Origin of the sequence: Streptomyces sp. TLI_146 (assembly GCF_002846415.1) — a bacterium.
Lineage (GTDB): Bacteria > Actinomycetota > Actinomycetes > Streptomycetales > Streptomycetaceae > Streptomyces.
Genome location: NZ_PJMX01000001.1, coordinates 4,040,782 through 4,065,691, shown reverse-complemented (window position 1 = coordinate 4,065,691; position 24,910 = coordinate 4,040,782). Strand labels below are relative to the sequence as shown.

General features: G+C 72.2%; 20 protein-coding genes and 1 tRNA gene. 11 read left to right on the top strand and 10 right to left on the bottom strand.

Going from position 1 to position 24,910, the window contains the following annotated elements; all coding sequences use genetic code 11:
• Positions 1 to 31: 31 nt before the first annotated feature.
• The gene (locus BX283_RS18265; RefSeq protein ID WP_257583070.1) at positions 32 to 1,300 is read left to right on the top strand and encodes a phosphatidylserine/phosphatidylglycerophosphate/cardiolipin synthase family protein; all 1,269 of its coding nucleotides are present in this window, start codon (positions 32 to 34) and stop codon (positions 1,298 to 1,300) included.
• A 65-nt stretch (positions 1,301 to 1,365) separates the two neighbouring features.
• Here the strand turns inward: BX283_RS18265 and BX283_RS18260 are convergent, their stop codons facing one another.
• Together BX283_RS18260 and BX283_RS18255 are read right to left on the bottom strand one after the other, a co-directional pair.
• Complete coding sequence (locus BX283_RS18260; protein WP_101388643.1) at positions 1,366 to 3,894, bottom strand: ABC transporter permease; 2,529 nt, start codon at positions 3,892 to 3,894, stop codon at positions 1,366 to 1,368.
• Between the two features lie 61 nt (positions 3,895 to 3,955).
• A complete protein-coding gene (locus tag BX283_RS18255) occupies positions 3,956 to 4,726 on the bottom strand; it encodes an ABC transporter ATP-binding protein (protein ID WP_101388642.1) in 771 nt (256 codons plus the stop codon).
• A 412-nt stretch (positions 4,727 to 5,138) separates the two neighbouring features.
• Between BX283_RS18255 and BX283_RS18250 the strand changes: the two genes are divergently transcribed.
• Positions 5,139 to 5,220: transfer RNA gene (locus tag BX283_RS18250), tRNA-Leu, on the top strand.
• A gap of 394 nt (positions 5,221 to 5,614) precedes the next feature.
• Complete coding sequence (locus tag BX283_RS18245) at positions 5,615 to 6,487, top strand: Bax inhibitor-1/YccA family protein (protein WP_101388641.1); 873 nt, start codon at positions 5,615 to 5,617, stop codon at positions 6,485 to 6,487.
• A 155-nt stretch (positions 6,488 to 6,642) separates the two neighbouring features.
• On the opposite strand, the gene BX283_RS18240 is transcribed toward BX283_RS18245, so the two are convergent.
• The gene (locus BX283_RS18240; protein WP_101388640.1) at positions 6,643 to 6,873 is read right to left on the bottom strand and encodes a DUF4287 domain-containing protein; all 231 of its coding nucleotides are present in this window, start codon (positions 6,871 to 6,873) and stop codon (positions 6,643 to 6,645) included.
• 135 nt (positions 6,874 to 7,008) lie between these two features.
• On the opposite strand from BX283_RS18240, the gene BX283_RS18235 reads away from it, so the two are divergent.
• Positions 7,009 to 7,332, top strand: a complete 324-nt coding sequence (locus tag BX283_RS18235; RefSeq protein WP_101388639.1) for a hypothetical protein — start codon at positions 7,009 to 7,011, stop codon at positions 7,330 to 7,332.
• 8 nt (positions 7,333 to 7,340) lie between these two features.
• On the opposite strand, the gene BX283_RS18230 is transcribed toward BX283_RS18235, so the two are convergent.
• Positions 7,341 to 7,673 (bottom strand): hypothetical protein, encoded by a 333-nt coding sequence (locus tag BX283_RS18230; protein ID WP_101388638.1) that lies wholly within the window; start codon positions 7,671 to 7,673, stop codon positions 7,341 to 7,343.
• A gap of 135 nt (positions 7,674 to 7,808) precedes the next feature.
• Between BX283_RS18230 and BX283_RS18225 the strand changes: the two genes are divergently transcribed.
• Positions 7,809 to 9,146: a tol-pal system YbgF family protein gene (locus BX283_RS18225; RefSeq protein ID WP_101388637.1), complete on the top strand. Its 1,338-nt coding sequence runs from the start codon at positions 7,809 to 7,811 to the stop codon at positions 9,144 to 9,146.
• 19 nt (positions 9,147 to 9,165) lie between these two features.
• Here the strand turns inward: BX283_RS18225 and BX283_RS18220 are convergent, their stop codons facing one another.
• From BX283_RS18220 to BX283_RS18210, 3 genes are all read right to left on the bottom strand, one after another.
• Complete coding sequence (locus tag BX283_RS18220) at positions 9,166 to 9,957, bottom strand: hypothetical protein (protein WP_180357463.1); 792 nt, start codon at positions 9,955 to 9,957, stop codon at positions 9,166 to 9,168.
• Positions 9,958 to 10,358: 401 nt separating this feature from the next.
• Positions 10,359 to 11,579, bottom strand: a complete 1,221-nt coding sequence (locus BX283_RS18215; protein WP_101388636.1) for an acetyl-CoA C-acetyltransferase — start codon at positions 11,577 to 11,579, stop codon at positions 10,359 to 10,361.
• A gap of 357 nt (positions 11,580 to 11,936) precedes the next feature.
• Positions 11,937 to 13,313: a cystathionine beta-synthase gene (locus BX283_RS18210; protein WP_101388635.1), complete on the bottom strand. Its 1,377-nt coding sequence runs from the start codon at positions 13,311 to 13,313 to the stop codon at positions 11,937 to 11,939.
• Between the two features lie 188 nt (positions 13,314 to 13,501).
• On the opposite strand from BX283_RS18210, the gene BX283_RS18205 reads away from it, so the two are divergent.
• Positions 13,502 to 14,494, top strand: coding sequence for an SGNH/GDSL hydrolase family protein (locus tag BX283_RS18205; protein ID WP_101392430.1), 993 nt, complete (start codon positions 13,502 to 13,504; stop codon positions 14,492 to 14,494).
• Between the two features lie 342 nt (positions 14,495 to 14,836).
• On the opposite strand, the gene BX283_RS18200 is transcribed toward BX283_RS18205, so the two are convergent.
• A complete protein-coding gene (locus BX283_RS18200; RefSeq protein ID WP_101392429.1) occupies positions 14,837 to 15,253 on the bottom strand; it encodes a hypothetical protein in 417 nt (138 codons plus the stop codon).
• A 151-nt stretch (positions 15,254 to 15,404) separates the two neighbouring features.
• Here BX283_RS18200 and BX283_RS18195 point away from each other — a divergent pair, with 151 nt between their 5' ends.
• A complete protein-coding gene (locus tag BX283_RS18195; protein WP_101388634.1) occupies positions 15,405 to 16,244 on the top strand; it encodes a MurR/RpiR family transcriptional regulator in 840 nt (279 codons plus the stop codon).
• Positions 16,245 to 16,589: 345 nt separating this feature from the next.
• On the opposite strand, the gene BX283_RS18190 is transcribed toward BX283_RS18195, so the two are convergent.
• Positions 16,590 to 17,915, bottom strand: a complete 1,326-nt coding sequence (locus BX283_RS18190; protein ID WP_101388633.1) for a diaminopimelate decarboxylase — start codon at positions 17,913 to 17,915, stop codon at positions 16,590 to 16,592.
• A 172-nt stretch (positions 17,916 to 18,087) separates the two neighbouring features.
• Between BX283_RS18190 and hutU the strand changes: the two genes are divergently transcribed.
• The 4 genes from hutU (at position 18,088) to hutI (ending at position 23,961) form a co-directional block, all read left to right on the top strand.
• Positions 18,088 to 19,752: a urocanate hydratase gene (gene hutU / locus BX283_RS18185; RefSeq protein ID WP_101388632.1), complete on the top strand. Its 1,665-nt coding sequence runs from the start codon at positions 18,088 to 18,090 to the stop codon at positions 19,750 to 19,752.
• Between the two features lie 320 nt (positions 19,753 to 20,072).
• The gene (locus BX283_RS18180) at positions 20,073 to 21,263 is read left to right on the top strand and encodes an allantoate amidohydrolase (protein ID WP_101392428.1); all 1,191 of its coding nucleotides are present in this window, start codon (positions 20,073 to 20,075) and stop codon (positions 21,261 to 21,263) included.
• Positions 21,254 to 22,591 (top strand): formimidoylglutamate deiminase, encoded by a 1,338-nt coding sequence (locus BX283_RS18175; RefSeq protein ID WP_101388631.1) that lies wholly within the window; start codon positions 21,254 to 21,256, stop codon positions 22,589 to 22,591. Before BX283_RS18180 ends, BX283_RS18175 begins: the two co-directional genes overlap by 10 nt.
• Positions 22,592 to 22,794: 203 nt before the next feature.
• Positions 22,795 to 23,961, top strand: a complete 1,167-nt coding sequence (gene hutI, locus BX283_RS18170) for an imidazolonepropionase (protein WP_101388630.1) — start codon at positions 22,795 to 22,797, stop codon at positions 23,959 to 23,961.
• On the opposite strand, the gene BX283_RS18165 is transcribed toward hutI, so the two are convergent.
• On the bottom strand, positions 23,940 to 24,806 hold the full coding sequence (locus BX283_RS18165; protein ID WP_101388629.1) for an SDR family oxidoreductase: 867 nt from the start codon (positions 24,804 to 24,806) through the stop codon (positions 23,940 to 23,942). The genes hutI and BX283_RS18165 overlap by 22 nt on opposite strands.
• Between the last annotated feature and the right edge of the window lie 104 nt (positions 24,807 to 24,910).

Below are 24,910 nucleotides of genomic sequence, written 5' to 3'. Positions count from 1 at the left end.
TTGTCATGCATATGCCATATATGGAGTTCCTGTGCACCGCCACCGCAGAACCTGGCTCCTCGGCCTGACCGTTGCCCTGATGTCCGCCTTCGCCGCGCCGGGCGCGGCTGAGGCGGACACGGTCACCGTCACCAACGGCGCGATCTTCAACGACCCCTCCGGCTCCACCGCCGAGCAGGACAAGATCCGCGACTACGTCGTCTCGCTGGTGAACGACGCCCCCGCGGGCAGCACCGTCCAGATGTCGATGTACACCTTCACCGACGACGTCCTGCGCACCGCGCTGATCGCCGCGAAGGACCGCGGCGTCTCCGTGAAGCTCGTGGTCGACTACAAGTCGCACAACTTCAAGCCGGACGGCAGCGAGCTGACCAAGGGCGGCGAGTACGAGAACCTGGCCGCCGCGCTCGGCACCGACCGCACCAAGGCGTCTTGGATCCTGTCCTGCCCGCAGGGCCGCGCCTGCATCGCCAACCGCAAGCTGAACGCCGACGACGACGGCTCGATCAACCACAACAAGTTCTTCCTCTTCTCCCACACGGGAGGCGCGGACAACGTCGTCGTGCAGACCTCGGCCAACATGTCGGGCACCCAGCGCACCGACCTCTTCAACAACGCCGTCACCCTGGTCGACGCCGGTCTCTACGCCAACTACCAGGCGTACTTCAACGACCAGGTGACCAACGGCTCCTCGGGCACCAGCAACAACAACTACTACTCCACGCCGATCAGTTCGACCGACCCGGACTACAAGACGTACTTCTTCCCCCGCAAGGAGACGTCCGGCACCACCTACTCGACGGACCCGGCCACCGACACGGTCAAGCTGATCCTCGACAAGGTCACCTGCTCCTCCACCCAGCACTCCGAGGTGCGGATGGCGGCCAACCTCTTCTACCGCGACCAGATCGCCACCAAGCTCGCCTCGATGGTGGACGCGGGCTGCAAGGTGTACCTCGCGGCCGACGCCAACCCTAACGGCGGCGGCACGGGCGTCCCGTCGATGGGCAAGACCGTCGAGTCGATCCTGTACGGGCAGCTCACCGGGCGCGTCGAGTGCTGGGAGACCCCGCCCGCCGGGCACACCACCAACATCGGCATCCACTCCAAGTACCTGCTGGTGAACGGCACGTACGAGGGCGTCGCCAACGAGAAGGTCGTCTGGACCGGCAGCCACAACTACTCGTGGCAGGCGCTGCGCTCCAACGACGAGACGATCCTGAAGATCAACGACGACGCGGTCTACGACCAGTTCAAGGCGAACCACGACACGCTGATGTCGTACTGCGCCGGCAGCTGACCCGTACCCGCGCGAAGGGCCGGACCCCCACCAGGGGATCCGGCCCTTTTGGCGTTCCGGACCGGCTACTCCGTCTTGATCGCCGTCAGCATGTTCAGCCGCGCGGCGCTGCGGGCCGGCCACATCGCGGCCAGCACGCCCACCAGGCCCGCGAGCGCGAGGAACAGCGCGATCCGGTCCCACGGGATGACCAGCGCGTACGCCGGGATCGAGCCCTTGATGGTCTCGCCGATCGCCCAGGCCAGGAAGGTGCCGAGGCCGGTGCCGATGACCGCGCCGAAGACCGAGATGACGACGGCCTCCAGGCGGATCATGCGCTTGACCCGGGAGCGGTCCAGGCCGATCGCCCGCAGCATCCCGATCTCCTGCTGGCGCTCGAAGACCGACATGGCCAGCGTGTTGATGACACCGAGGACCGCGATCAGCAGCGCCATCGCGAGCAGCCCGTACATGATGTTCAGCAGGGTGTTGATCATGCCGCCGAAGGTGTCGCGGATGTCCTGCTGGTCCATGAAGCTGATCGCCGGGTTGTCGCCGAGCGCGTTGACCAGCGCCTGCTCATTGGCCTTGGTGGCCCCGCCGGACATCTTCACGAAGACGGACTCGATGTGCGGCCGGCTCTCGTGCGGGTCGAGGACCGAGGTCGCGGCGAGCACCGGGTCCAGGAACTCCTGCTTCTTGAAGACCGCGCCGACCGTGAGGGACGTCTTCTTCTTGTCGTCGAACTCGACCGGCAGCCGCGTGCCCGGCTTCCAGCCCTGCTTCTCGGCCGTCTCGTCGTCGATCGCGAGCTGCCCCTTGCCGAGGGTGGCGAGCGAGCCGGAGACCGCCTCGACGTTCAGCACCTTCTCGATGTCGCCCGGCGTCACGCCGGTGACCGAGCGGAAGTCGCCGTCGACCTTCAGGTACGAGGCCTGCTTGGGCGAGGCCGCGACGACGCCCGGGGCCTTGCGCAGCTCCGGCACGACCGACTTGTCCAGCCGTTCCCCGCTGGCCATCGCGACCATGTAGTCGGCCTTGATGTTGTCCGTGGTGGTCTTGTCGACCGCCTTGCCGACCGTGATGCCGAGCACCGACAGGGCGGTGACCAGGGTCAGGCCGATGGCGAGCGCGGAGGCGGTGGCGCCGGTGCGGCGCGGGTTGCGGACCGCGTTCTGGCTGGCCAGCTTGCCGGAGACACCGAACGCGCGGGCCAGCAGCGGGCGCACCGCGCCGATCACCGGCCGCGAGAGCAGCGGGATCAGGACGATGATGCCGACCAGCGCGAGGAAGGCGCCGAAGCCGATCATGGTCTTGCCGTCCCGCCCGGCGCCCGCGCCGGCCAGGATCGCGCCGAAGCCGCCCAGGGCGATGATCGCGCCGATGGTGTTCCGTACGACCAGCGACTTGGTGGTCGCGGCGGCGTGCACGCTGTTCATCGCGGCGACCGGCGGGATCTTCGCGGCGCGCCAGGCGGGCAGCAGGGCGGCGATCAGGGTGACGATCACACCGACGGCGAGCGCGGCGATCACCGGGGTGGACGAGACGATCAGCGAACCGGCCGGCAGCTTCACGCCGAACGAGTCCATCGCGGAGCGCAGCCCCACCGCGAGCCCGAGGCCGAGCCCGAAGCCGACCGCAGAGGCGACCGTGCCGACGACCAGCGCCTCGGTGAGGACCGAGCGCCGCACTTGGGCGCGGGAGGCGCCGACGGCCCGCATCAGGGCCAGCTCCTTGGTGCGCTGGGCGACCAGCATGGTGAAGGTGTTGGAGATCAGGAAGATACCGACGAAGAGCGCGATGGCGGCGAAGGCGAGGAGCGTCTGGCTGAGCGCGCTCAGCCCCTCCTCGATGTCGTCCGCCTCCTGGGCGGCGAGCGCCTGGCCGGTGCGGGCCGTGGCGTGCTCGGGCAGCGTCGGCAGGACCTGGTCGAGGAGCTTCTGGGCGTCGGTGCCGGGCTTCGCGGAGACGTTGACCTTCTGGAAGAACCCGGGCTTGAGGTAGAGCTGCTGGGCGACCTTGGTGTCGAACAGGACGAGGCTGCCGCCCGCGTTGACCCCGCCGTCCTCGGTGGTGAAGACGCCCGAGAGCGTGTACGTCTTCACCGGCCCGTTGGTGGCGACGCGGATCCGGTCGCCGACCTGGTACCCGCCCTTGGACGCGGTGTCCTTGTCGAGCGCGATGTCCGCGTCCCGGACCGGCCCGGAGCCCTGGGTGAAGGTGTACGCCGGGTCCTTGCCGTCCTTGCCGGGGGAGTAGTTCCCGCCCTTGTTGGCCCAGCCCTGGCCGATCAGCTTGCCCTTCTTGTCGGCCACCCCGGCGAACCCGTCGACGCGCCCGTTGACCGAGGTGACCCCGTCCAGGGCCTCGATCCTGCGCAGGGTCTGCTTCCCGATGCCCGGGTCCTGCTTGTCGTCGTCCCGGCTGCCGAACGACTCGACGGCCACGGCCACGTTGTCGTAGCTCTTGGCCGACTGGTTCTTGAAGGCGCTCTTGAGGGTGTCGGTGAAGACGAGGGTGCCGGAGACGAAGGCCACGCCGAGCATCACGGCGAGCACGGTCATCAGCAGCCTGGCCTTGTGCGCGAGCACGTTGCGCAGGGCGGTTTTGAACATGGGCTTTCTCAGTCCTGGAGGGGTTCGAACAGGGGGCGAGCGGGGCCGGTGGCCCGCGGGTTCAGCTCGTACGCCCCTTGGCGTCGAACTCCTTCATGCGGTCGAGTACGCCGTCGGCGCTCGGGTGGAGCATCTCGTCGACGACGCGGCCGTCGGCGAGGAAGATCACGCGGTCCGCGTACGACGCGGCGACCGGGTCGTGGGTGACCATGACCACGGTCTGGCCGAGCTCGCGCACCGAGTTGCGCAGGAAGCCCAGGACCTCGGCGCCCGAGCGCGAGTCCAGGTTTCCGGTCGGCTCGTCACCGAAGATGATCTCGGGCTGGGAGGCCAGCGCACGGGCCACGGCCACGCGCTGCTGCTGGCCGCCGGAGAGCTGGGTGGGCCGGTGGGAGAGGCGCCCGGAGAGCCCCACCATGTCGATGACCTGGTCCAGCCACTGCTTGTTCGGCTTGCGGCCGGCGATGTCCATCGGCAGCGTGATGTTCTCGGCCGCGGTCAGCGTCGGCAGCAGGTTGAACGCCTGGAAGATGAAGCCGATCTTGTCCCGGCGCAGCTGGGTGAGCTGCTTGTCCTTGAGCGAGCCGAGCTCGGTCTCGCCTATGCGGACCGACCCGGAGCTGAACGAGTCGAGCCCGGCCACGCAGTGCATCAGCGTGGACTTGCCGGAGCCCGACGGGCCCATGATCGCGGTGAACTCGCCCTGGCGGAAGTCGACCGTCACCCGGTCGAGCGCGACCACCTGGGTCTCGCCCGTGCCGTAGACCTTCGACAGCTCGGTGGCGCGGGCGGCCACCGCGGTGGCGCGGTGTGCGGTGGGGATGGTGGTCAACGGAGGACTCCTGTCGGAAGCCGGAACTGGGGACTCCTCCATCCTCGATGCCGCCGGCCCCCCGGAACGTCAGTCCCTGTGCCCGTTCCCGGGCCGTCTTGAGTCTTATACGGGCGCCGCTCGCCTCCTCCTCGGGTATGACACGACCCCCGAGGCGCCCCTGGCCGCTCCCGTCCGGCCCCGGTCGCGCGGGCGGTCCGGGAGCGGCAGGCGAATTCGCGTCATTCCGCTACGCACAGTCCGGCTGACCGGTATGCCTGCCAACCGCCTCCGGCATGTGCCGCAGCCGTTTCGGGCCGGACTGACACACCCTCAAGCGCCAATAAAATAAGACAACATCAACCGCTGTTCCGCCGTGTGGGCGAGCCGTCCCGGATAGGCTCTTCGGGCGAACGTAGGAACCGCGCGACCAGCCCGGATGGTGGAATGCAGACACGGCGAGCTTAAACCTCGCTGGCCCTAGGGCCGTGCCGGTTCAAGTCCGGCTCCGGGCACCTCTCGCCCCCTCGGGGGAGGGGTGGAAGAACCGATAATTCGGTGCGCAAAACGACTGCGGAACGCTCTCGGAACGGCTGCGGAACCGCCGCTGAACGACCGGCGCGGCCGGATTACCGGCGAATGAGTGACGCGTGGGTAAACAGTTACCGCGCCCCCGGGCCCTCCCGCCCCGCACCCCGACTCCCGTCCCGGCACCACCGGGCCGCTGCGCGCCCCGCTCCCGCCGCCGACGCCCCTCCCGTCACCTCCCGTGGCACTCTTGTGACCGCGGACCCCCTGGTGTACGTCTCGCCTGGCGAGGAAAGATCCTCCCAGAGCACTAGGGTGATTGTTTTGCTTTCCCATTACCCTGGACGTCAAGGCCGCGCACGGCGGCCATGGAGGAGTGAGATGAGGAGCAGCAACCCGGTCTTCTCGCGACGGGGGTTCAGCCGCGACAACGGCTACGCGGGCTTCAACACCGCGCCGCAGGCCGGGGGCAACCCGTACGCGCAGGCACCGACGAACCCGTACGCGACGAATCCGTACGCGACGAACCCCTACGCCCAGCAGGACACGCAGTACGGCGCCCCCCAGGCCCCGGCCCGCGGCAATGTGATGACGATGGACGACGTCGTCTCGCGCACCGCGATCACGCTGGGCGTGGTGGCCGCGGGCGCGGCCCTCGCCTGGGCCCTGCTGCCGGTCTCCTCGACCAGCTACGGGCTGGCGATCGGTGCCGCCCTGGTGGCGTTCGTCCTCGCGATGATCCAGTCGTTCAAGGCGAAGCCCGTCCCCGCGCTGATCATCGGCTACGCCGCGTTCGAGGGCATCTTCCTCGGCGTGATCAGCGAGATGTTCAACGAGCGCTGGTCGGGTGCGCCCTTCCAGGCGGTCCTGGGCACGCTGGCGGTCTCCGGCGCGACGCTGTTCGCGTACAAGCAGCGCTGGGTCCGCGTGACCGCGCGGTACGCGCGCATCGGTATGACCATCGCGATCGCCTTCGTCCTGGTGATGATGGTGAACCTGCTGGTCGTCGCCTTCGGCGGCGCCGACGGCGGGGGCTTGCGCAGCTTCGGCCCGCTCGGCTTCGCGGTCGGCGTGCTGGCCATCCTGATCGGCTGCTTCTTCCTGACGCTCGACTTCAAGCAGATCGAGGACGGCATCACCTACGGCGCCCCGCGCGAGGAGTCGTGGCTGGCGGCGTTCGGTCTGACGATGTCGCTGGTCTGGATCTACCTGGAGATGCTGCGTCTGGTGGCGATTCTCCAGGGCGACGACTGACGCCCGCACCGCAGTGACGGAGGGGCCCGCCCGGCAGCAGCCGGGCGGGCCCCTTTGTTGCGTTGCGCCTCGTCCCGGTCCAGGGCTCCGCCCCGCCGGGGGGTCGGATCGGCGGGGCGGAGCACACACTCGTACGGGATTCCCTTCCTGGAGTCCTACAGCAGGCGGCGCGCGGCCCGCCTCAGGTCGTACTCATGGATGATCGCTTTGGCGTGGCCGTAGGCGAGATCGTGCTCGCTCCGGAGCCAGCTGACCTTCTCCTCGAACCGTACGAGGGAAGGGCCTTCGTCTACCGTGCGGAGCCAGTCGGAGACTTCACGACCGGTGCAATGGGGGATGCGGGAGAGCAGGTTGCGATGGGTTTCTTCGGAGAAGAGTTGGGACATCGGCGCCTCCGGACGCATTGCCTGGGGGTCCCCTGCTCGGGCGGGGCCGAGAACGCGGGGGATGGTCCTTCACGCCACCGTGCCTGAGCGTTCGCGTATTGGCAACAGTCCCGGGGCGGCGCGTAGGGTCACGGCGTGCTAGATGTCACCCCGCTCCTCGCCGCCGTGGACCGCTTCGCCGACCGCCTCCGGGCCGCCCCCGAGAGCCGCCTGCGCCGCGGCGCCGCCGCCACGGGCCTCGCCCTGGCCAGGGAGTTGTCGACCCGCGCGCAGCGCGCCGAGACCCCGGACGCCGAGCCCCGGGTGATGCCGGACGCGGGCGCCTTCGCGGTGGCCGACCAAGTGGCGGTGGCCGGCCGCGATTTGGCCGAGGCGCTGCGCACGGGGGCGGCCCCGGCCGCCTCGCTGGCGGAGGCGGTGGGGCTGGTGGAGGAGGCGTCCCGGAACGCGTTCGGGTAGCGGGCCGCTCACGCGTGCGGTTCCTGCGCCCCGCCCACCCGCGCCGCCGCCAGCTCGTACGTCGTCTCCTCGTGGCGGACCCGGAACCGGACGCCGTCCCCGGCGCCCAGGGCCTCGGAGACCTGCCACTGGCTTCTGGGGTCGTCGCGCCAGGTGGTGAGCTGAGCCGAGGCCGGTGAATCCGGCTCCAGCCGCCAGGCGAGCAGCGACGCCTGGGCGCGCAGCCAGGACGTGGCCAGGAGCAGCGAGGGGGTGCGCGCGGCACCGAACGCCTTCTCCTCGTACGGCTCGGCGCCCGCCCGGACGGCCGTGACCCAGCACCGGTACTCGACATCAGCCATGGTCGTCAGCTCCGTTTCCCGACTGGCCTCTCCTGCCTCTACGCAACCGTGTGACCACGCACAGCAGTACCGTTACGCTGGCGCTGCGGTTTTAATGCGTTTAACGGGCGTACGGGCGCCGGGAGTTGAGCGATCATGGCGAGCGAACCGAACCAGCACCTGCGACGCCTGTTCACGGAGAGCGGCTGGACCCTCAGCCAGTGCGCCAGGGCCGTGAACCAGGTGGGCGGGGAGACCGGTACCACCCTGCGCTACAACGCGTCCGCCGTCCATCACTGGCTGGGCGGGACGATTCCGCGCGCTGATGTACGGCGGATCATCCTTGAGGCGTTCTCGCGCCGCCTCCATCGTCCGGTGACCCCCGCCGACGCCGGATTCGTGGCTCCGGCCGATCGGCCCGCCACTCTGCCGGATACGGTGGACGGGCTGATCGAGCTGGGGAAGGGCGACATGGACCCGTCACGGCGCAGCGTCCTCGGCGTCGGGCTGTTCTCCGTCGCCCTGGCGGTACCCGGCTGGCCGGAAGTGGTGAGCCGGGCCGAGGCGATCCAGACAGGGCAGATCAAGCGCATCGGCATGACCGACGTCGACATGGTCGTGGCGATGACCGAGCGCGTATCCGACCTGGACGACGAGTTCGGCGGTCGGTATGCGCGTCCGATGGCTGCCGCCTTCCTGGTCAACATCGTGGCCCCCGGTCTGCGCGCCGACGGTCCCGAGCCGGTGAAGGACGCGATGCGGTCGGCCGCGTCGGACCTCTGCTACCTGACCGGCTACATGGCCGTCGACGAGGGGCTCCACGGGCTGGCGCAGGGTTACTACCTCAAGGCTCTGGAGCTCGCCGGTGCGGCGAAGGACCACCTGACGTACTGCACCACGCTGCGCGGAATGAGTGTCCAGGCGGTCGACCTGGGGCACGGCCGTACAGCCATGCGGCTCGCCGACTCGGCCGCGGCCGCGTCTCCCCAGGCCGGGCCGCGGATGCGGGCCTTCCTCGCGGGTCAGCAGGCCCACGCCGCAGCGCAGATCGGCGACCGCCACGCCGCGCTGACATACCTGCGCGAGGCGGAGGCGGCGATGGACAAGGCCGAGTCGCGAGCCACCACCTTCGCGTCGTACAACCCGTCCTCCCTGGCGTACCACGTGGGGCAGGTCAGATACGAGCTCGGAGACGTTAAGGGCTCCATCGAGGCGCTGGAGCAGTCCGACAAGCTCCGGCACCACACGTTCCGCCGGAACCGCGTGCGCTACCTGTCCATGATGGCCGAACGCCAACTGGAGCTGGGCCACCTCGAGGCGGCCTGCGCCACCTGGGAGCAGGTGGTGGAGATCTACCCGCACGTCCAGTCGGGGCAGTGCGACCAGCGCGTCACGACGATGTACGAGCGCATCCGGCCCTATCTCAAGAACCGGCACGCTCGCGTTCTGTACGAGCGCGCACGGCTCGTCACGCCGCTGCCGCTGGGCACCTGACGGGCCGTCCGGCAGTCGCTCACAGCGACGCGATGACCCGGTCCGCCAGGATGTACACGCTCTCCTCGCCGCACGAGAACGTCAGGGCGTACGCGCCCGAGATCCCCGAGCCGCCGAGCAGCACCGGGGTGTCGCCCTCGCGCAGGGCCTCGGCGAGGCGTTCGGAGGTCTCGCGGTGGCCGGGGGTCATGCACAGCGTGGTGCCGTCGGTGAAGACGTAGACGTCGAGCGTGCCGAGCGGGCCGGGGCGGACGTCCGCGAGGGCCGTGCGGGCCTCGGCCAGCTCCTCCAGGCGCGCCACCGTGGACTCGTGGTCGGCCACGACCGGCGTCTGGACCGGGACGAAGTCGGGGTGCGAGGGGTGGCGGCGGCGGGCCGCGGCGAGCTCCGGGGAGTCCTCGGGGAACTCCTCGTACGGCTCGGCGCCCAGCTCCACGCCCTCCAGACCGACGAAGTCGGCCTGCCGGGGGAGGAACAGGGAGGCGTCGTCCCCGAGGCCGGAGAGGCCGCCCAGGAGCGACGGGGCGTCCGCCGCGTCCCGCGCCTCCTGCGCCGCCCAGAACGCCCGCGCCTCGGCGAGCTCGCGCTCGCGCTCCTCGGCCAGCGCCTCGGCGACGGCCGCGCGTATCTCGGCGAGCGGCGTCTCCGCGCCGCGCGCCTGGTGGGGCACGGTGGCGGACCGGCCGGCGTTCGTGGCCGCGAGGTCGGCGCGCAGCGCCACGACCTGCCTGCGCAGCCCGTGGGCGGCGTGCAGGGCAGCGGCGCCCACGGCCGTGGCAGCGGCCGTGGTCAGCAGCAGGGCAAGAGACATGGCGCTCACTGACTTACTCCCGGATTCAAACGATTCCCCGACTTCCTACATCAGCTTGTCGGGCGCCCGCTCCCCTTGTCAGTGCATTACGTCACGAAACGGACAGGTCTTTGTGCCTGAGGTTTATCCCCGCGACCCCCGAAAACGCCGTGACCTGCGGGAACGTATCTCCCCCGGGATATACGTCACATCCTGGGGGAGATTCGGTCACGAAGCGGACGCGGTGGGGTTCACGCGGTGCAGGAAGGGGTCACCCCGCCGAGTCACCGCAGATGCCCCCCGCCGCAGCGTAGGGCCTCGTCAGCTCAAGCGCGCGTTGTTCTTGGTCGCGCTCCGCTTCGCTTCCGCTGCGGGCAGGTGCCGCCCTCGTTCCTCGGGCGACCCCTACCCTCCGCTTCAGCTCAGCTCAGCCGCTCGATGACCATGGCCATGCCCTGGCCGCCGCCCACGCACATCGTCTCCAGACCGAACTGCTTGTCGTGGAACTGGAGGGAGTTGATGAGCGTGCCGGTGATGCGGGCGCCCGTCATGCCGAAGGGGTGGCCGACCGCGATGGCGCCGCCGTTGACGTTCAGCTTGTCGAGCGGGATCTCCAGGTCGCGGTAGCTCGGGATCACCTGGGCGGCGAACGCCTCGTTGATCTCGAACAGGTCGATGTCGCCGACGGTCAGGCCCGCGCGCTTGAGGGCCTGCTTCGACGCCTCCACCGGGCCCAGGCCCATGATCTCGGGCGAGAGGCCGGTGACGCCGGTGGACACGATCCGGGCGAGGGGCGTCAGGCCCAGCTCACGCGCCTTGGTGTCGCTCATGATGACCAGCGCGGCGGCGCCGTCGTTCAGCGGGCAGCAGTTGCCCGCCGTGACCAGGCCGTCGGGGCGGAAGACGGGCTTGAGGCCCTGGACGCCCTCCACGGTGACGCCGGCGCGCGGGCCGTCGTCCTTCGAGACGACCGTGCCGTCCGGGGTCGTCACGGGGGTGATCTCGCGCTCCCAGAAGCCGTTCTTGATGGCTTCCTCGGCGAGGTTCTGCGACCGTACGCCGAACTCGTCCATGTCCGCGCGCGTGACGCCCTTGGCGCGCGCCAGGTTCTCGGCGGTCTGGCCCATCGCGATGTACGCGTCGGGGACCAGGCCGTCCTCGCGCGGGTCGTGCCAGGAGGCGCCCTCGCTCTGGGCGACCTCGGCGGTACGGGCCTCTGCCTCGGCGAAGAACGGGTTGTGGGTGTCCGGGAGGCCGTCGCTCGACCCCTTCACGCTGCGGGACACCATCTCGACGCCGGCCGAGATGAAGACGTCGCCCTCGCCCGCCTTGATGGCGTGCAGCGCCATGCGGGAGGTCTGGAGCGAGGAGGAGCAGTAGCGGGTGATCGTGCAGCCCGGCAGGTGGTCCATGCCCATCTGCACGGCCACGATGCGGCCCAGGTTGTGGCCCTGCTCGCCGCCGGGGAGGCCGCAGCCGAGCATCAGGTCGTCGATGTCGCGCGGGTCGAGCTCGGGGATCTTGGCGAGTGCGGCCTGGATGATGGTGGCGGTGAGGTCGTCCGGCCGCAGATCCTTCAGCGAGCCCTTGAAGGCGCGGCCGATGGGGGAGCGGGCGGTCGAGACGATCACGGCTTCGGGCATCGGGGCTCCAGAGGCTTTAAGCGGGCGGGCTCTCTGGGAAGTTACCCGTACGTACGGAATTGGTCATCGGCCGACGCGTGTGATGCGGGCCTCTTTTCTAAGCGGTTGCTCAGGGCGGTGGCTGTGGCCCGGCCTTCGTCTGCGGCCCGGTGGCGGGTTGCCGGGGCAGGAGCCCCCACTCCGCCCCTTCCCGAAAGCCCTCCGGCGGGCGGCCTTCGTCTGCGGGTGTGCCCGCGCCCCTAAGGATCGGTGGCAGAGCTGGGATTTCCGGCTGCCGGGGACTACCCAAGGGGCGCGGGAACTGCGCGACCAGCCCACCACCCGGCCGCAGACAGAGGCCGGGCGGAGGCGGGGTCGCTACTTCGCCAGGAACGCCAGCAGGTCCTGGCGGCTCACCACGCCCGTCGGCTTGCCCTCCACCAGGACGATCGCCGCGTCGGCCTCGCCCAGGACCGACATCAGCTCCGAGACCGGCTCGCCCGAGCCGACCTGCGGCAGGGGCGGGCTCATGTGCTTCTCCAGCGGGTCGGAGAGCGAGGCGCGCTGCGCGAACAGCGCCGCCAGGAGCTCCTTCTCCACCACCGAGCCGATGACCTCCGCGGCCATCACGTCGGGGTGCCCCGCGCCGGGCTTGACGATCGGCATCTGCGACACGCCGTACTCGCGCAGCACCTCGATCGCCTCCCCGACCGTCTCCTCGGGGTGCATGTGGACGAGCGACGGCATCGCGCCCTCCTTGTCGGCGAGGACGTCGCCGATACGGGCCGAGGGGCCCGCCTCCTCCAGGAAGCCGTGCCCGGCCATCCACTCGTCGGAGAAGATCTTGGAGAGGTAGCCGCGGCCGGAGTCCGGGAGCAGGACGACGACCACGTCGTCCGGGCCCAGGCCCTCGGCCACCCGCAGCGCCGCCACGACCGCCATGCCGCAGGAGCCGCCCACCAGGAGGCCCTCCTCCTTGGCGAGGCGGCGGGTCATCTGGAACGAGTCCTTGTCGGAGACCGCGACGATCTCGTCCGTGACCTCACGGTCGTACGCGGTGGGCCAGAAGTCCTCGCCCACGCCCTCGACCAGGTACGGACGGCCGGAGCCGCCGCTGTAGACCGAGCCCTCGGGGTCGGCGCCGACGACGCGCACGGAGCCGCCGGAGACCTCCTTGAGGTACCTGCCGGTGCCGGTGATGGTGCCGCCGGTGCCGACGCCCGCCACGAAGTGCGTGATCTTCCCGTCGGTCTGCTCCCACAGCTCCGGACCGGTGGTCTCGTAGTGCGAGCGCGGGTTGTTCGGGTTGCTGTACTGGTCCGGCTTCCAGGCGCCGGGCGTCTCGCGCACCAGGCGGTCCGAGACGTTGTAGTACGAGTCAGGGTGCTCCGGGTCGACCGCCGTCGGGCAGACGACGACCTCGGCCCCGTACGCACGCAGGACGTTGATCTTGTCGAGCGACACCTTGTCCGGGCAGACGAAGATGCACTTGTAGCCCTTCTGCTGGGCCACGATCGCGAGACCGACACCCGTGTTGCCCGAGGTGGGCTCCACGATGGTGCCGCCCGGCTTGAGCGCACCGCTCTGCTCCGCCGCTTCGATCATGCGCACGGCGATCCGGTCCTTGACCGAGCCGCCCGGGTTGAAGTACTCGACCTTGGCCAGGACGGTCGCCTGGATGCCCGCGGTCACACTGTTGAGCTTCACCAGCGGGGTATTGCCGACGAGGCTGATCATCGAGTCGTGGAATTGCACCGTTGTCTCCGGGGTCTCCGTGATGGTGCCGCCAGCGTATGCGCAGAGCGAGCGCCCGTTCACCTCACGGCGGGATTGAGCGACACCTGTCACCGGGCAGGTAGCTGATGTACGGCTCCAAGGAGGTGGCGGTGGCTGGGAGTGTGTCGACCGTGTCGGCCGGGGTTTCGGCCGGTTCGAGGGCGAGAGTGGCCCGCCGGATCGCGGCGGGCGCGGCGTTCGGCGGCGGCGGGATCGGGCTGCTCGCCACGGCCGCGGTCGGCGTGCTGCTCGCCGAGGCGGCGCTGGCCAGACGGTCGGTGGGCGGCGGCACCGCCCCGCACCCGCCGAGCGCCGACGGGCTGTACGGGGTGGCCTTCGCCAATGGCACGCCGCCGCTGCGCATGGGCATCCTGGGTGATTCCACGGCCGCCGGACAGGGCGTGCGGCGGGCCGGGCAGACCCCGGGCGCGCTGCTCGCCTCGGGGCTGGCGGCGGTGGCCGAGCAGATGGTCACGCTGCGGAACGTGGCCCAGCCGGGCGCGCAGTCGGACGACCTGGACCGCCAGGTCTCGCTGCTGCTGGCGGACCCGGTCCGGATCCCCGACGTCTGCGTGATCATGATCGGCGCGAACGACGTCACCCACCGGATGCCGCTCACCGCCTCCGTACGCCATCTGGCGGGTGCGGTGCGGCGGCTGCGGACGGCGGGCGCCGAGGTGGTCGTCGGGACCTGCCCCGACCTCGGCTCGGTGGAGCCGGTCTACCAGCCGCTGCGCTGGCTGGCCCGCCGGGTCTCGCGCCAGCTCGCGGCCGCGCAGACGATCGTGGTGGTCGAGCAGGGCGGGCGGACGGTCTCGCTGGGCCATCTGCTCGGCCCCGAGTTCGAGGCGAACCCGCGCGAGCTGTTCGGGCCGGACAACTACCACCCGTCGGCCGAGGGGTACGCGACGGCCGCGATGGCCGTCCTTCCCACGCTCTGCGCCTCGCTCGGGCTGTGGCCGGACGCCGACCGGCTGGACGCGGACCGCGACGAGGACATCCTGCCGGTCGCCAAGGCGGCGGCCGAGGCGGCGGCGGAGCCCGGCACCGAGGTCAGCGGGGCCCGCGCGCCCTGGGCGCTGCTCAAGCACCGCCGGCGGCGGCGGGTGACCGCCACCGAGCCGTCCACCGCGCACCCGGCGCACCCGGCCCACCCCTGACGTCCGTACGCCCGAGCGCCGTACGCCCCGCGTCAGTTGACGGTCCGTCGTGTTGGTCGCGGAAATGGTACGAGCGCGACATGTCCGCGCAGCACCGGCTTAACACGAGTGCGGCACATTGGTGGATGTCGGCGGGGGAGACCCGGCCGGCACCACCAGCGGCGTCAAGGACCTCCGGAGCGGCTCCCGGACCTCCCGACGCCCAGGACGCGGCGACCGGCCCTGACCCGGGACCGTGTCCCGCGCGGGGACCGCCGTCGTCCCGCCCCCCGGGCGACCGGGGGTGCGGCGGTCCCCGCGCTCACCCATGCGTACGCCAGTCGCCTACGCCAGTCGCGTACGTCAGTCGGTGTCGCCGTCGGCGCGGTGGCGGCGCGGCCACGGCCACGGGCGGGCGGCGTGCACGGCGTTCACGGCGAAGATGCCGAGCCAGGTGACGAAGAGGCCGCTCAGCCCCGCGTTCACGGCGCCGATCGCGGACAGCGGGATGGCGAGGACCAGCGAGATCATGCCGAATCCGAAGCGCTCGGCGAAGCCCATGTCGGGGGTCTGGCCGGACGGGCGGCCGCCGCGGGCCACCACCATCTGCTGTTCGGCGAGCTGGCGCCGCACCCGGCGGTCGATCGCCGGGTCCAGGCGCTGTTCCACCTTCTCCAGGAAGGAGTCGACGAGCGCGGGCTCGTACTCCTCGCCGAGCTCCCTGCGGGCGTGCAGGGTGGCGTCGAGTTCTTTTCTCAGGTCGGCGTCGCGGGCTTCCATGTTTCCCCACGGTACGGAGCGGGCGGCGCGGGCGCAGTGGGGATAGCCCCCGTACTTGCCCGTCTGCATATGGTCATGCAGAGTGCTGGGCGACTGAATATCGTGGAGCTCCGGGCGTGCGGAGCTCCGGGCGTGACGAAGGGGGGACGGCATGAGCGACGGGCCTGCCGCACGGCTGCAACAGCTCTTCGAGGGGCGCCGGCTGACGCCGACCCAGCGGCGGATCGCCCACTCCATGGTGCGCAGGGCCGCCGACGTGCCGTTCCTGTCGAGCGTGGAGCTGGCCGAGCTGGCCGGGGTGAGCCAGCCGTCGGTGACGCGGTTCGCGGTCGCGCTCGGCTTCGACGGGTACCCGGCGCTCCGCCGCCATCTGCGCGAGGTGGTGCCCGCGGCGTCGCCGGAGGCGGGCGAGGACGAGTACAACGAGTACCAGCAGGCGGTCCAGGCCGAGATCGAGAACCTGCGGCACCTGGCGGGCCTGCTCGCGGACCCGGCGCCGGTCGAGGAGGCCGGACGGCTGCTCGCCGCGTCCCGGCCGCTGCCGGTGCTCGGGCTGCGCGCGGCCTCCTCGCAGGCGCGCGGCTTCGCCTACTTCGCGGCCAAGGTCCATCCCGACGTACGGCTGCTCGACGAGGGCGGCTCGATGCTGGTGGACCGCATCGACGCGGCGCACCGGGCCGGGGCGTCGGCGCTGCTGTGCTTCGCGCTGCCGCGGCATCCCCGGGAGGTGGTGGACGCGCTGGAGTACGCGCGCGGCAAGGGGCTCGCCGTCGTCACGGTGGCCGACTCCGCGTTCGCGCCGGTGGCGCGCCACAGCGACCTGCTGATCCCGGCCGCCGTCGGCACGGGCCTCGCGTTCGACACGGCCTGCGCGCCGATGCTGCTGGGCCGTGTCCTCCTGGAGGCGATGTGCGACGACCTCCCGGACGCGCAGGCCCGCCTGGAGGAGTTCGACGCGGGGGCCGCGGGGCGGGGTTTGTTCGTGGAGTAGCCCCGTAAGCCCCCGGGGGGCGCGTTTTCGTCTGCGGCCCGGGGGGTGGCTGGTCGCGCAGTTCCCCGCGCCCCTCAAAACCCTCGTTCGTGTGCGGCCCGGTGGCGGGCTGGTCGCGCAGTTCCTCGCGCCCCTGGAAACCCTCGTTCGTGTGCGGCCCGGTGGTGGGCTGGTCGCGCAGTTCCCCGCGCCCCTGAAAGCCTGTGGCTGAGCTTGGTTCTCCGGCTGCGGCCGACCCCCCCCCAGGGGCGCGGGGAACTGCGCGAGCAACCCACCACACACCCGCAGACGAACACCGGGCCCAGAAGGGGCGCGCCCCAGACGGCCCGCACGCGTGCGGCATGCCTAGAAGAGCAGCGCGTCCGGCGTCGCACCCCCCGACTCCGCCACGATCTCCCGCAGGGACTGCGGCTCCCGGACCACCGCGAAGCGGACGCCCGACGGTGATGTCGTGAAGCCGTAGACGCCCGGCCTGGCGAGGCTGTTGTACGCGTAGTGGTGGGCGAAGTAGTACGCCCCGGTGTCCAGCACCGCCGCGTAATCCCCCTGCTCCAGCCGCGGCAGCAGCCGCGCCTCGGCCAGCAGGTCGCCCGCGAAGCAGGCCGGGCCGGCCACGTCCTGGAGGACGGGCGGGCCGGACTTGGGGCGGCCCTCCACTCCGTACGCGGCGATCCGCAGCGGCCAGGACGCGGGCGCGTACACCGTACGGGCCGCGATCTGGACGCCCGCATGGGTGACCGCGATGGGCCGCCCCCCGGACGTCTTCGCGTACTCCACCCGCGCCAGCACCGTCCCGTGCTTGGCGAGCAGCGACCGGCCGAACTCGGTCACCAGCGCGTACGAGCCGTCGAAGAGGCCGGGGACCCGGTCGCGCAGCAGCCGCGCGTACTCCTCGTACGTGGGGCTCTCCTCGTCCGAGGCGAAGTTCACCGGCAGCCCGCCGCCGAGGTCGACCGTGTCGATCTGGCGGCGGCCCACGCGCGCGTTGACCTCCTCGGCCAGCTCGTGGGCCGCCCGTACGCCCTCCGCCATCAGGGCGAGCGGCACGCCCTGGGAGCCCGCGTGGGTGTGCAGCCGGGTGAGCCAGGGGCGGGCCGCGTACGCCTCGACGATCCACTCCCGCGCCCCCTCGTCCCGCAGCCCCACCCCGAACTTGGAGGTCGGCGTCGCCGTCGAGAGCGCGCCGATGGACCCCGCGCCCAGCTGCGGGTTGATCCGCAGGCCCAGCGGCGAGGCGGTCCCGCCGGAGGCGACGAGCGCGTCCAGGCGGGCCAGCTCCTGCGGGTTGTCGGCGTTGACGGCGATGCCGAGCGCGAGCGCCTCGCGCAGCTCGGCGGGGGTCTTGGCGGGGGAGTCCAGAACGGTGTGGCCGGGCCCGATCCCGGCGGCGCGGGCCAGCGCCAGCTCGCCGGGGCTGGCGACCTCCGCGCCCAGCCCCTCGGCCGCCAGCAGCCGCAGCACAGGCACCAGCGGGCACGCCTTGACGGCGAAGGCGTGCAGCACGGGCGCGTCGGTCACGGCCGCGAAGGCCGAGGTCAGCGCGGCCGCGCCGCGCCGGATGCCGGTGACGTCGAGGAGGGCGGCGAGCGGGGCGTCCGGACCGACGATCCCCTGCTCCACGGCCGCCCGCACGGCCTGGTCGCGGCGCGCCGCCGCCGGTGTGTCGGTCATGGGATCAAGCCAAGCACCGGCGGTGCGGCGGCGCAGGAATACGCCCCGATTTCCGCGCCCCGGCGGCCTTTCCCCTCTACCGGTCCCCGTTCCCCTCCACCGGTCTATTGACTAGTTCTATTCAGACGTCCAGGATGTGAATATCTGAGTCACGTCGTGAGGAGGCCTCGCCATGTCAGGACCCCGCCCCGTACGGGCACCGCGCGGTACGGAACTGAGCGCCCTGGGATGGCAGCAGGAAGCCGCCCTCCGGATGCTCCAGAACAACCTCGACCCCGAGGTGGCCGAGCACCCCGACAAGCTCGTCGTCTACGGCGGCACCGGCAAGGCCGCGCGCGACTGGCGCTCCTTCGACGCGATGGTGCGCACGCTCAGGACCCTCAAGCAGGACGAGACGATGCTCGTCCAGTCGGGCCGCCCGGTCGGCGTGATGCAGACCCACGAGTGGGCCCCGCGCGTCCTGATCGCCAACTCCAACCTGGTGGGCGACTGGGCGAACTGGGAGGAGTTCCGCCGCCTGGAGGCCCTCGGCCTCACCATGTACGGCCAGATGACGGCCGGTTCGTGGATCTACATCGGCACCCAGGGCATCCTCCAGGGCACCTACGAGACGTTCTCGGCCGTCGCCGCGAAGAAGTTCAACGGCACGCTCGCCGGGACCATCACGCTCACCGCCGGGCTCGGCGGCATGGGCGGCGCGCAGCCGCTCGCCGTGACGATGAACGACGGCGTCGCGATCTGCATCGACGTGGACCCGCGCGCCATCGAGCGCCGCATCGAGCACCGCTACCTGGACGTCAAGGCCGACAACCTGCGGCACGCGCTCGAGCTGGCGGTCGAGGCGCGCGACGCCCGTCGCCCGCTCTCCATCGGCCTGCTCGGCAACGCGGCGGAGCTGCTGCCGCAGATGCTGGCCGAGGGCGCGCCGATCGACATCGTGACCGACCAGACGTCGGCGCACGACCCGCTGGCGTACCTGCCGATCGGCGTCGACTTCGACGACATGGCCGACGCGGCCGCCAAGGACCCGGCGGGCTTCACCACCCGCGCCCGTGAGTCCATGGCCAAGCACGTCGAGGCGATGGTCGGCTTCATGGACGCGGGCGCCGAGGTCTTCGACTACGGCAACTCGATCCGCGGCGAGGCCCAGCTGGCCGGGTACGACCGGGCGTTCGCCTTCCCCGGCTTCGTCCCCGCGTACATCCGCCCGCTCTTCTGCGAGGGCAAGGGCCCCTTCCGGTGGGCCGCCCTGTCCGGCGAGGCCTCCGACATCGCCAAGACGGACAAGGCGATCCTGGACCTGTTCCCGGAGAACGAGTCCCTGCACCGCTGGATCAAGATGGCGGGCGAGCGCGTCCACTTCCAGGGCCTGCCCGCGCGCATCTGCTGGCTCGGCTACGGCGAGCGCGACAAGGCGGGCGAGCGCTTCAACGACATGGTGGCGTCGGGCGAGCTGGCGGCCCCGCTGGCCATCGGCCGCGACCACCTGGACTGCGGCTCGGTGGCGTCCCCGTACCGCGAGACCGAGGCGATGCTCGACGGCTCGGACGCGATCGCGGACTGGCCGCTCCTGAACGCCATGGTCAACGTCGCCTCCGGCGCGTCCTGGGTCTCCCTGCACCACGGCGGCGGCGTCGGCATGGGCCGCTCCATCCACGCGGGCCAGGTCACGGTGGCCGACGGCACGGCGCTGGCGGGCGAGAAGATCCGCCGGGTGCTGACGAACGACCCCGGTATGGGCGTCATCCGCCACGTCGACGCGGGCTACGACATCGCGGAGTCGGTCGCGGACGAGCGGGGCGTGCGGGTGCCGATGCGGGAGGGCGAGGGCCAGTGAGCTCGTCCCCGGTCCCGCCCCTTCCTGAACCGGGGGCTGCGCCCCCGGCCCCCCAGTCGCGCCTGAACGGCGCTCGTCCTCAAACGCCGGACGGGCTGGGTATGCCCGCTCCGGGCCCCGTAAGGGGCGCGGGGAACTGCGCGACCGGCCACGCACGGTCCGCGGATGGCGCGGGAACGGACCGGGGCCCTGAAGGGGCGCAGCCCCCGCTCGGGGGTCCGGGGGCGGAGCCCCCGGGTGGCGCCCCTTCCTCTGCTCACCCCCACCCGCGGAGCGTTTCGGGAAGGGGCGGGGTGGGGGAGACTCCCTCGTTCCACGAGATGTGGCGCGAGCTCGCCCCCATCGGGCGGGACGCCGGGACCCGTGGGTACCGCCGGTTCGCCTGGAGCGGCGCCGACGCCGAGTGCCGGGAGTGGTTCCGCGCGCAGGCCGACGCCCGCGGGCTGACCTATGAGGTCGACCGGAACGGGAACCAGTGGGCCTGGGACGGCGACCCCACCGCCGGGGACGCCGTCGTCACCGGGTCGCACCTGGACTCCGTCCCGGACGGCGGCGCCTTCGACGGCCCCCTCGGCGTCGTCTCCGCGTTCGCCGCGCTCGACGAGCTGCGGCGACGGGGAGCCGTACCCACCCGCCCCCTCGCCCTCGTCAACTTCGGCGACGAGGAGGGCGCCCGCTTCGGCCTCGCCTGCGTCGGCTCGCGGCTGGCCGCCGGGCAGCTGACCGTGGAGGCCGCGCACCGGCTGCGCGACGGCGACGGGATCAGCCTGCCGCAGGCGATGGAGCGCGCCGGGTACGACCCGGACGCCATCGGCCCCGACCCCGAACGCCTCGCCCGTATCGGCGCGTTCGTCGAGCTGCACGTGGAACAGGGCCGCGCCCTGGACCTCAGCGGCGACGCCGTCGGCATCGCCTCGGCGATCTGGCCGCACGGCCGCTGGCGGTTCGACTTCGCCGGGGAGGCCAACCACGCGGGCACCACCCGCCTGGTGGACCGGCGCGACCCGATGCTCACGTACGCCGAGACGGTCCTCGCCGCCCGCCGCGAGGCCGAACTCGCGGGCGCGGTCGCCACCTTCGGCAAGATCTCCTGCGAGCCGAACGGCGTCAACGCCATCCCGTCGCTGGTGCGCGGCTGGCTGGACTCGCGCGCCGCCGACCAGCAGACCCTGGACACGGTCGTCGCGGCGATCGAGGCGGCCGCCCGGGACCGCGCCGCCCGCGACGGTGTGGACCTGACCGTCGTACGGGAGTCGTTCACGCCCGTCGTCGAGTTCGGGCACGCCCTGCGCGACGAGCTCGCGAAGATCCTCGGCGGGCACACCCCCGTCCTCGGCACCGGCGCTGGACACGACGCCGGAATCCTCTCCGGGACGGTCCCGACCGCCATGCTGTTCGTACGCAACCCCACCGGCGTCTCGCACTCCCCGGCCGAGTTCGCCGGCGAGGACGACTGCGTGGCCGGGGTGCTCGCACTCGCCGACGTACTGGAGGGCCTGGCGTGCAGGTGACGTCGTACTGGCTGGAGCACGCCTGGCTCGACCCCGAGGTCGAACCGGGCGTGCTGGTGGAGGTGGCGGACGGCCGGATCTCCGCCGTCCGCAAGGGAGTCGAGGCGCCGCCCCCCGGCGCCGTCGCCCTGCGCGGCCTCACCCTGCCGGGCCTGGCCAACGCCCACTCGCACGCCTTCCACCGGGCCCTGCGCGGCACGGTCCAGGTCGGCTCGGGCACGTTCTGGACCTGGCGCGAGACGATGTACGCGGTCGCGGCGCGGCTCACACCCGAGTCGTACCACGCGCTCGCGCGGGCCGTGTACGCGGAGATGGCGCTGGCCGGGATCACGGCGGTGGGCGAGTTCCACTACCTCCACCACGCGCCCGGCGGCACGCCGTACGCCGACCCGAACGCGATGGGCGAGGCGCTGATCGCGGCCGCGGCCGACGCCGGGATCCGGATCACGCTGCTCGACACGGCGTATCTGTCCTCCGGCTTCGGCGAGCCGCCGAACACGCACCAGCTGCGGTTCTCCGACGGCACCGCGCAGGCGTGGGCCGAGCGGGTGTCCCTCCTGAAGCCGCGTGACGGCGTACGGATCGGAGCGGCGGTCCACTCCGTACGGGCCGTGCCCGCGGACCAGTTGCGTACCGTCGCGGCGTGGGCCGAGGAGCGGGAGGCGCCGCTGCACGTCCACCTCTCCGAGCAGATCGCGGAGAACGAGGCGTGCCTGGCCGCGCACGGCCGCACCCCGACGCGGCTGCTCGCGGACCACGGGGTGCTGGGCGCGCGGACGACGGGCGTCCACAACACCCACCTCACCGACGAGGACATCGCGCTGCTCGGCGGGTCCGGGACGGGCACGTGCATGTGCCCGACGACGGAACGGGACCTGGCCGACGGCATCGGCCCCGCCGTCGCCCTCCAGCGCGCCGGATCCCCGCTCTCGCTGGGCAGCGACAGCCACGCCGTGATCGACCTCCTGGAGGAGGCGCGGGCGATGGAGCTGAACGAGCGGCTGCGGACGCGGACGCGGGGGCACTGGACGGCGGCCGCGCTGCTGCGGGCGGCGTCCGCGGACGGGCACGCGGCGCTGGGCTGGGGCGACGCGGGGCGGATCGCGCCGGGCGCGCTCGCCGACCTGGCGACCCTGGACCTGTCGTCGCCCCGCACGGCGGGTGCGGTGCCGCGCCTTGGCGCGGAGACGGCGGTGTTCGCGGGGTCTGCGGCGGATGTACGGCATGTGGTGGTGGGGGGACGTGAGGTGGTGCGGGACGGGGTGCACGCGGCGGTCCCGGACGTGGGGGCGGCCCTGGCGACGGCCATCGCGTCCCTACGGGATTAAGCCCCCACCCCGCCCCTTCCCGTAAGCCCTCGGCCGGGCGGCTCGGCGCTTCGTCTGCGGACTGTGCTGGGTTGCTCGCGCAGTTCCCCGCGCCCCTAAAGGGGCGCCCCGAAGGGGCGCATCTCAGGGGCGCGGGGAACTGCGCGACCAGCCACCCGCCGGACCGCAGACGAACACCGGACCACCGACAGGAGCCAGCACCCGTGAGCACCCTCGTCACCAACATCTCCACCCTCGTCACCAACGACCCCACCCTCGGCCCCACCCCCCTCGGCCTCGTCGAGAACGCCGCCGTCGTGATCGAGGGCGACACCATCGCCTGGGTCGGGCGGAGCGCGGACGCCCCCGCCGCTGACGCCACCCACGACGCCAACGGCCACGCCGCGATCCCCGGCTTCGTCGACTCCCACTCCCACCTCGTCTTCGCCGGTGACCGCACCCAGGAGTTCAACGCCCGGATGTCGGGGCAGCCGTACAAGGCGGGCGGGATCCGGACCACCGTCGCCGCCACCCGCGCCGCCACCGACGCCGAGCTGGGTGCGAACGTCGCCCGGTACATCGGCGAGGCCCTGCGGCAGGGGACCACCACGTTCGAGACCAAGTCCGGATACGGCCTCACCGTCGAGGACGAGGCCCGCGCCCTGCGCATCGCCGCCGAGCACACGGACGAGGTCACCTACCTCGGGGCGCACATCGTGGCGCCGGAGTACGCCGACGACCCCGCCGCCTACGTCGAGCTCGTCACCGGCGAGATGCTCGACGCCTGCGCCCCGTACGCCCGCTGGGTCGACGTCTTCTGCGAGAAGGGCGCGTTCGACGGGGACCAGGCCCGGGCGGTCCTCCTCGCGGGCAAGGCGAAGGGCCTGATCCCCCGCGTCCACGCCAACCAGCTCTCGTACGGCCCCGGCGTCCAGCTCGCCGTCGAGCTCGACGCCGCCAGCGCCGACCACTGCACCCACCTCACCGACGCCGACGTCGACGCGCTGGCGAACGGCTCCACCGTCGCCACGCTGCTCCCCGGCGCGGAGTTCTCCACGCGCGCGCAGTGGCCCGACGCCCGGCGGCTGCTCGACGCGGGGGTGACGGTCGCGCTGTCCACGGACTGCAACCCGGGGTCCTCGTTCACGTCCTCGATGCCGTTCTGCGTGGCGCTCGCCGTGCGGGACATGAGGATGACCCCGGACGAGGCCGTCTGGGCCGCCACGGCCGGTGGCGCCGCCGCGCTGCGCCGTACCGACGTCGGCCGGATCGCGCCCGGCGCCCGCGCCGACCTCGCGCTGCTCGACGCCCCGAGCCACGTCCACCTCGCCTACCGGCCCGGGGTGCCGCTGATCAGCGACGTCTGGCGTCAGGGCATCAAGTGCCGGTAGGCCCTGGGGTGGGCGTCCAGGTACGCGGCGAACGACTGCGCCGCGTGTCCCGCCAGCCGGGGCACGGTGTCGGCGACCGTCGCCATCTCCCCGGCGGCGATCGCCTCGTACGAGCTCACCCAGCCGGTGACCTCCCACTCCTCGGCGCCGTACCCGGCCCGTGAGGCGAAGGCCTCCTCGCGGGTCTCGGGCACATAGGCGATCTCCCGGCCGGTGACCCGGCCGAGCTCCGCGGCCACGTCGGCGAGGGTGAGGGCCTCGGGCCCGGTGACGTCGTAGGCGAGACCGTCGTGGCCCTCCTCCAGCAGCACGGCCGTCGCCACGTCCGCGATGTCGTCGTGCGCCACGCCCGAGACCCGGCCGTCCCCGGCGGGGCCCCGGATCACCCCGTCCGGGCCCGCCATCGCGGCGAGCCCGGACAGATACAGGCTGTCCCGCAGGAACGTGTACGCCAGACCCGTGTCCCGGATGTACCGCTCGGTGTGCCAGTGGTCGCGCGCGAAGGTGAACGCGGCGTCGGGGGCGGCGCCGAGGAACGACACGTACACGATGCGCCGCACGCCCGCGGCGACGGCCGCGTCCACGGCGGTGATGTGCTCCTGGACGCGGCCGGGGCTCTCGTGCGCCGACACCATCAGCAGGACCCCGGCCCCCGCGAGCGCGTCTCGCATGGCGTCCCCGTCCCCGAAGGCGGCGGCCGGGGCCTTGACGGCCCCGGGCAGGTCGGGCAGCCGCTCGGGGCTGCGCCCGACCAGCCGGGTCGCCACCCCCCGCTCGGCAAGCCGCCGGGCCACCCGCCCGCCGATGGCTCCACTGGCTCCGGTCACGGCGACGACGGGTGTCACAGGGCCTCCTGGGGTCCGTTACCTACTTGGCTGTGGGCAATCGTGCCGCTGGGGCGGCAAGGGTGGGCACAGCGGCACGCGGCGCACGCCGCCAAGTGCAACCC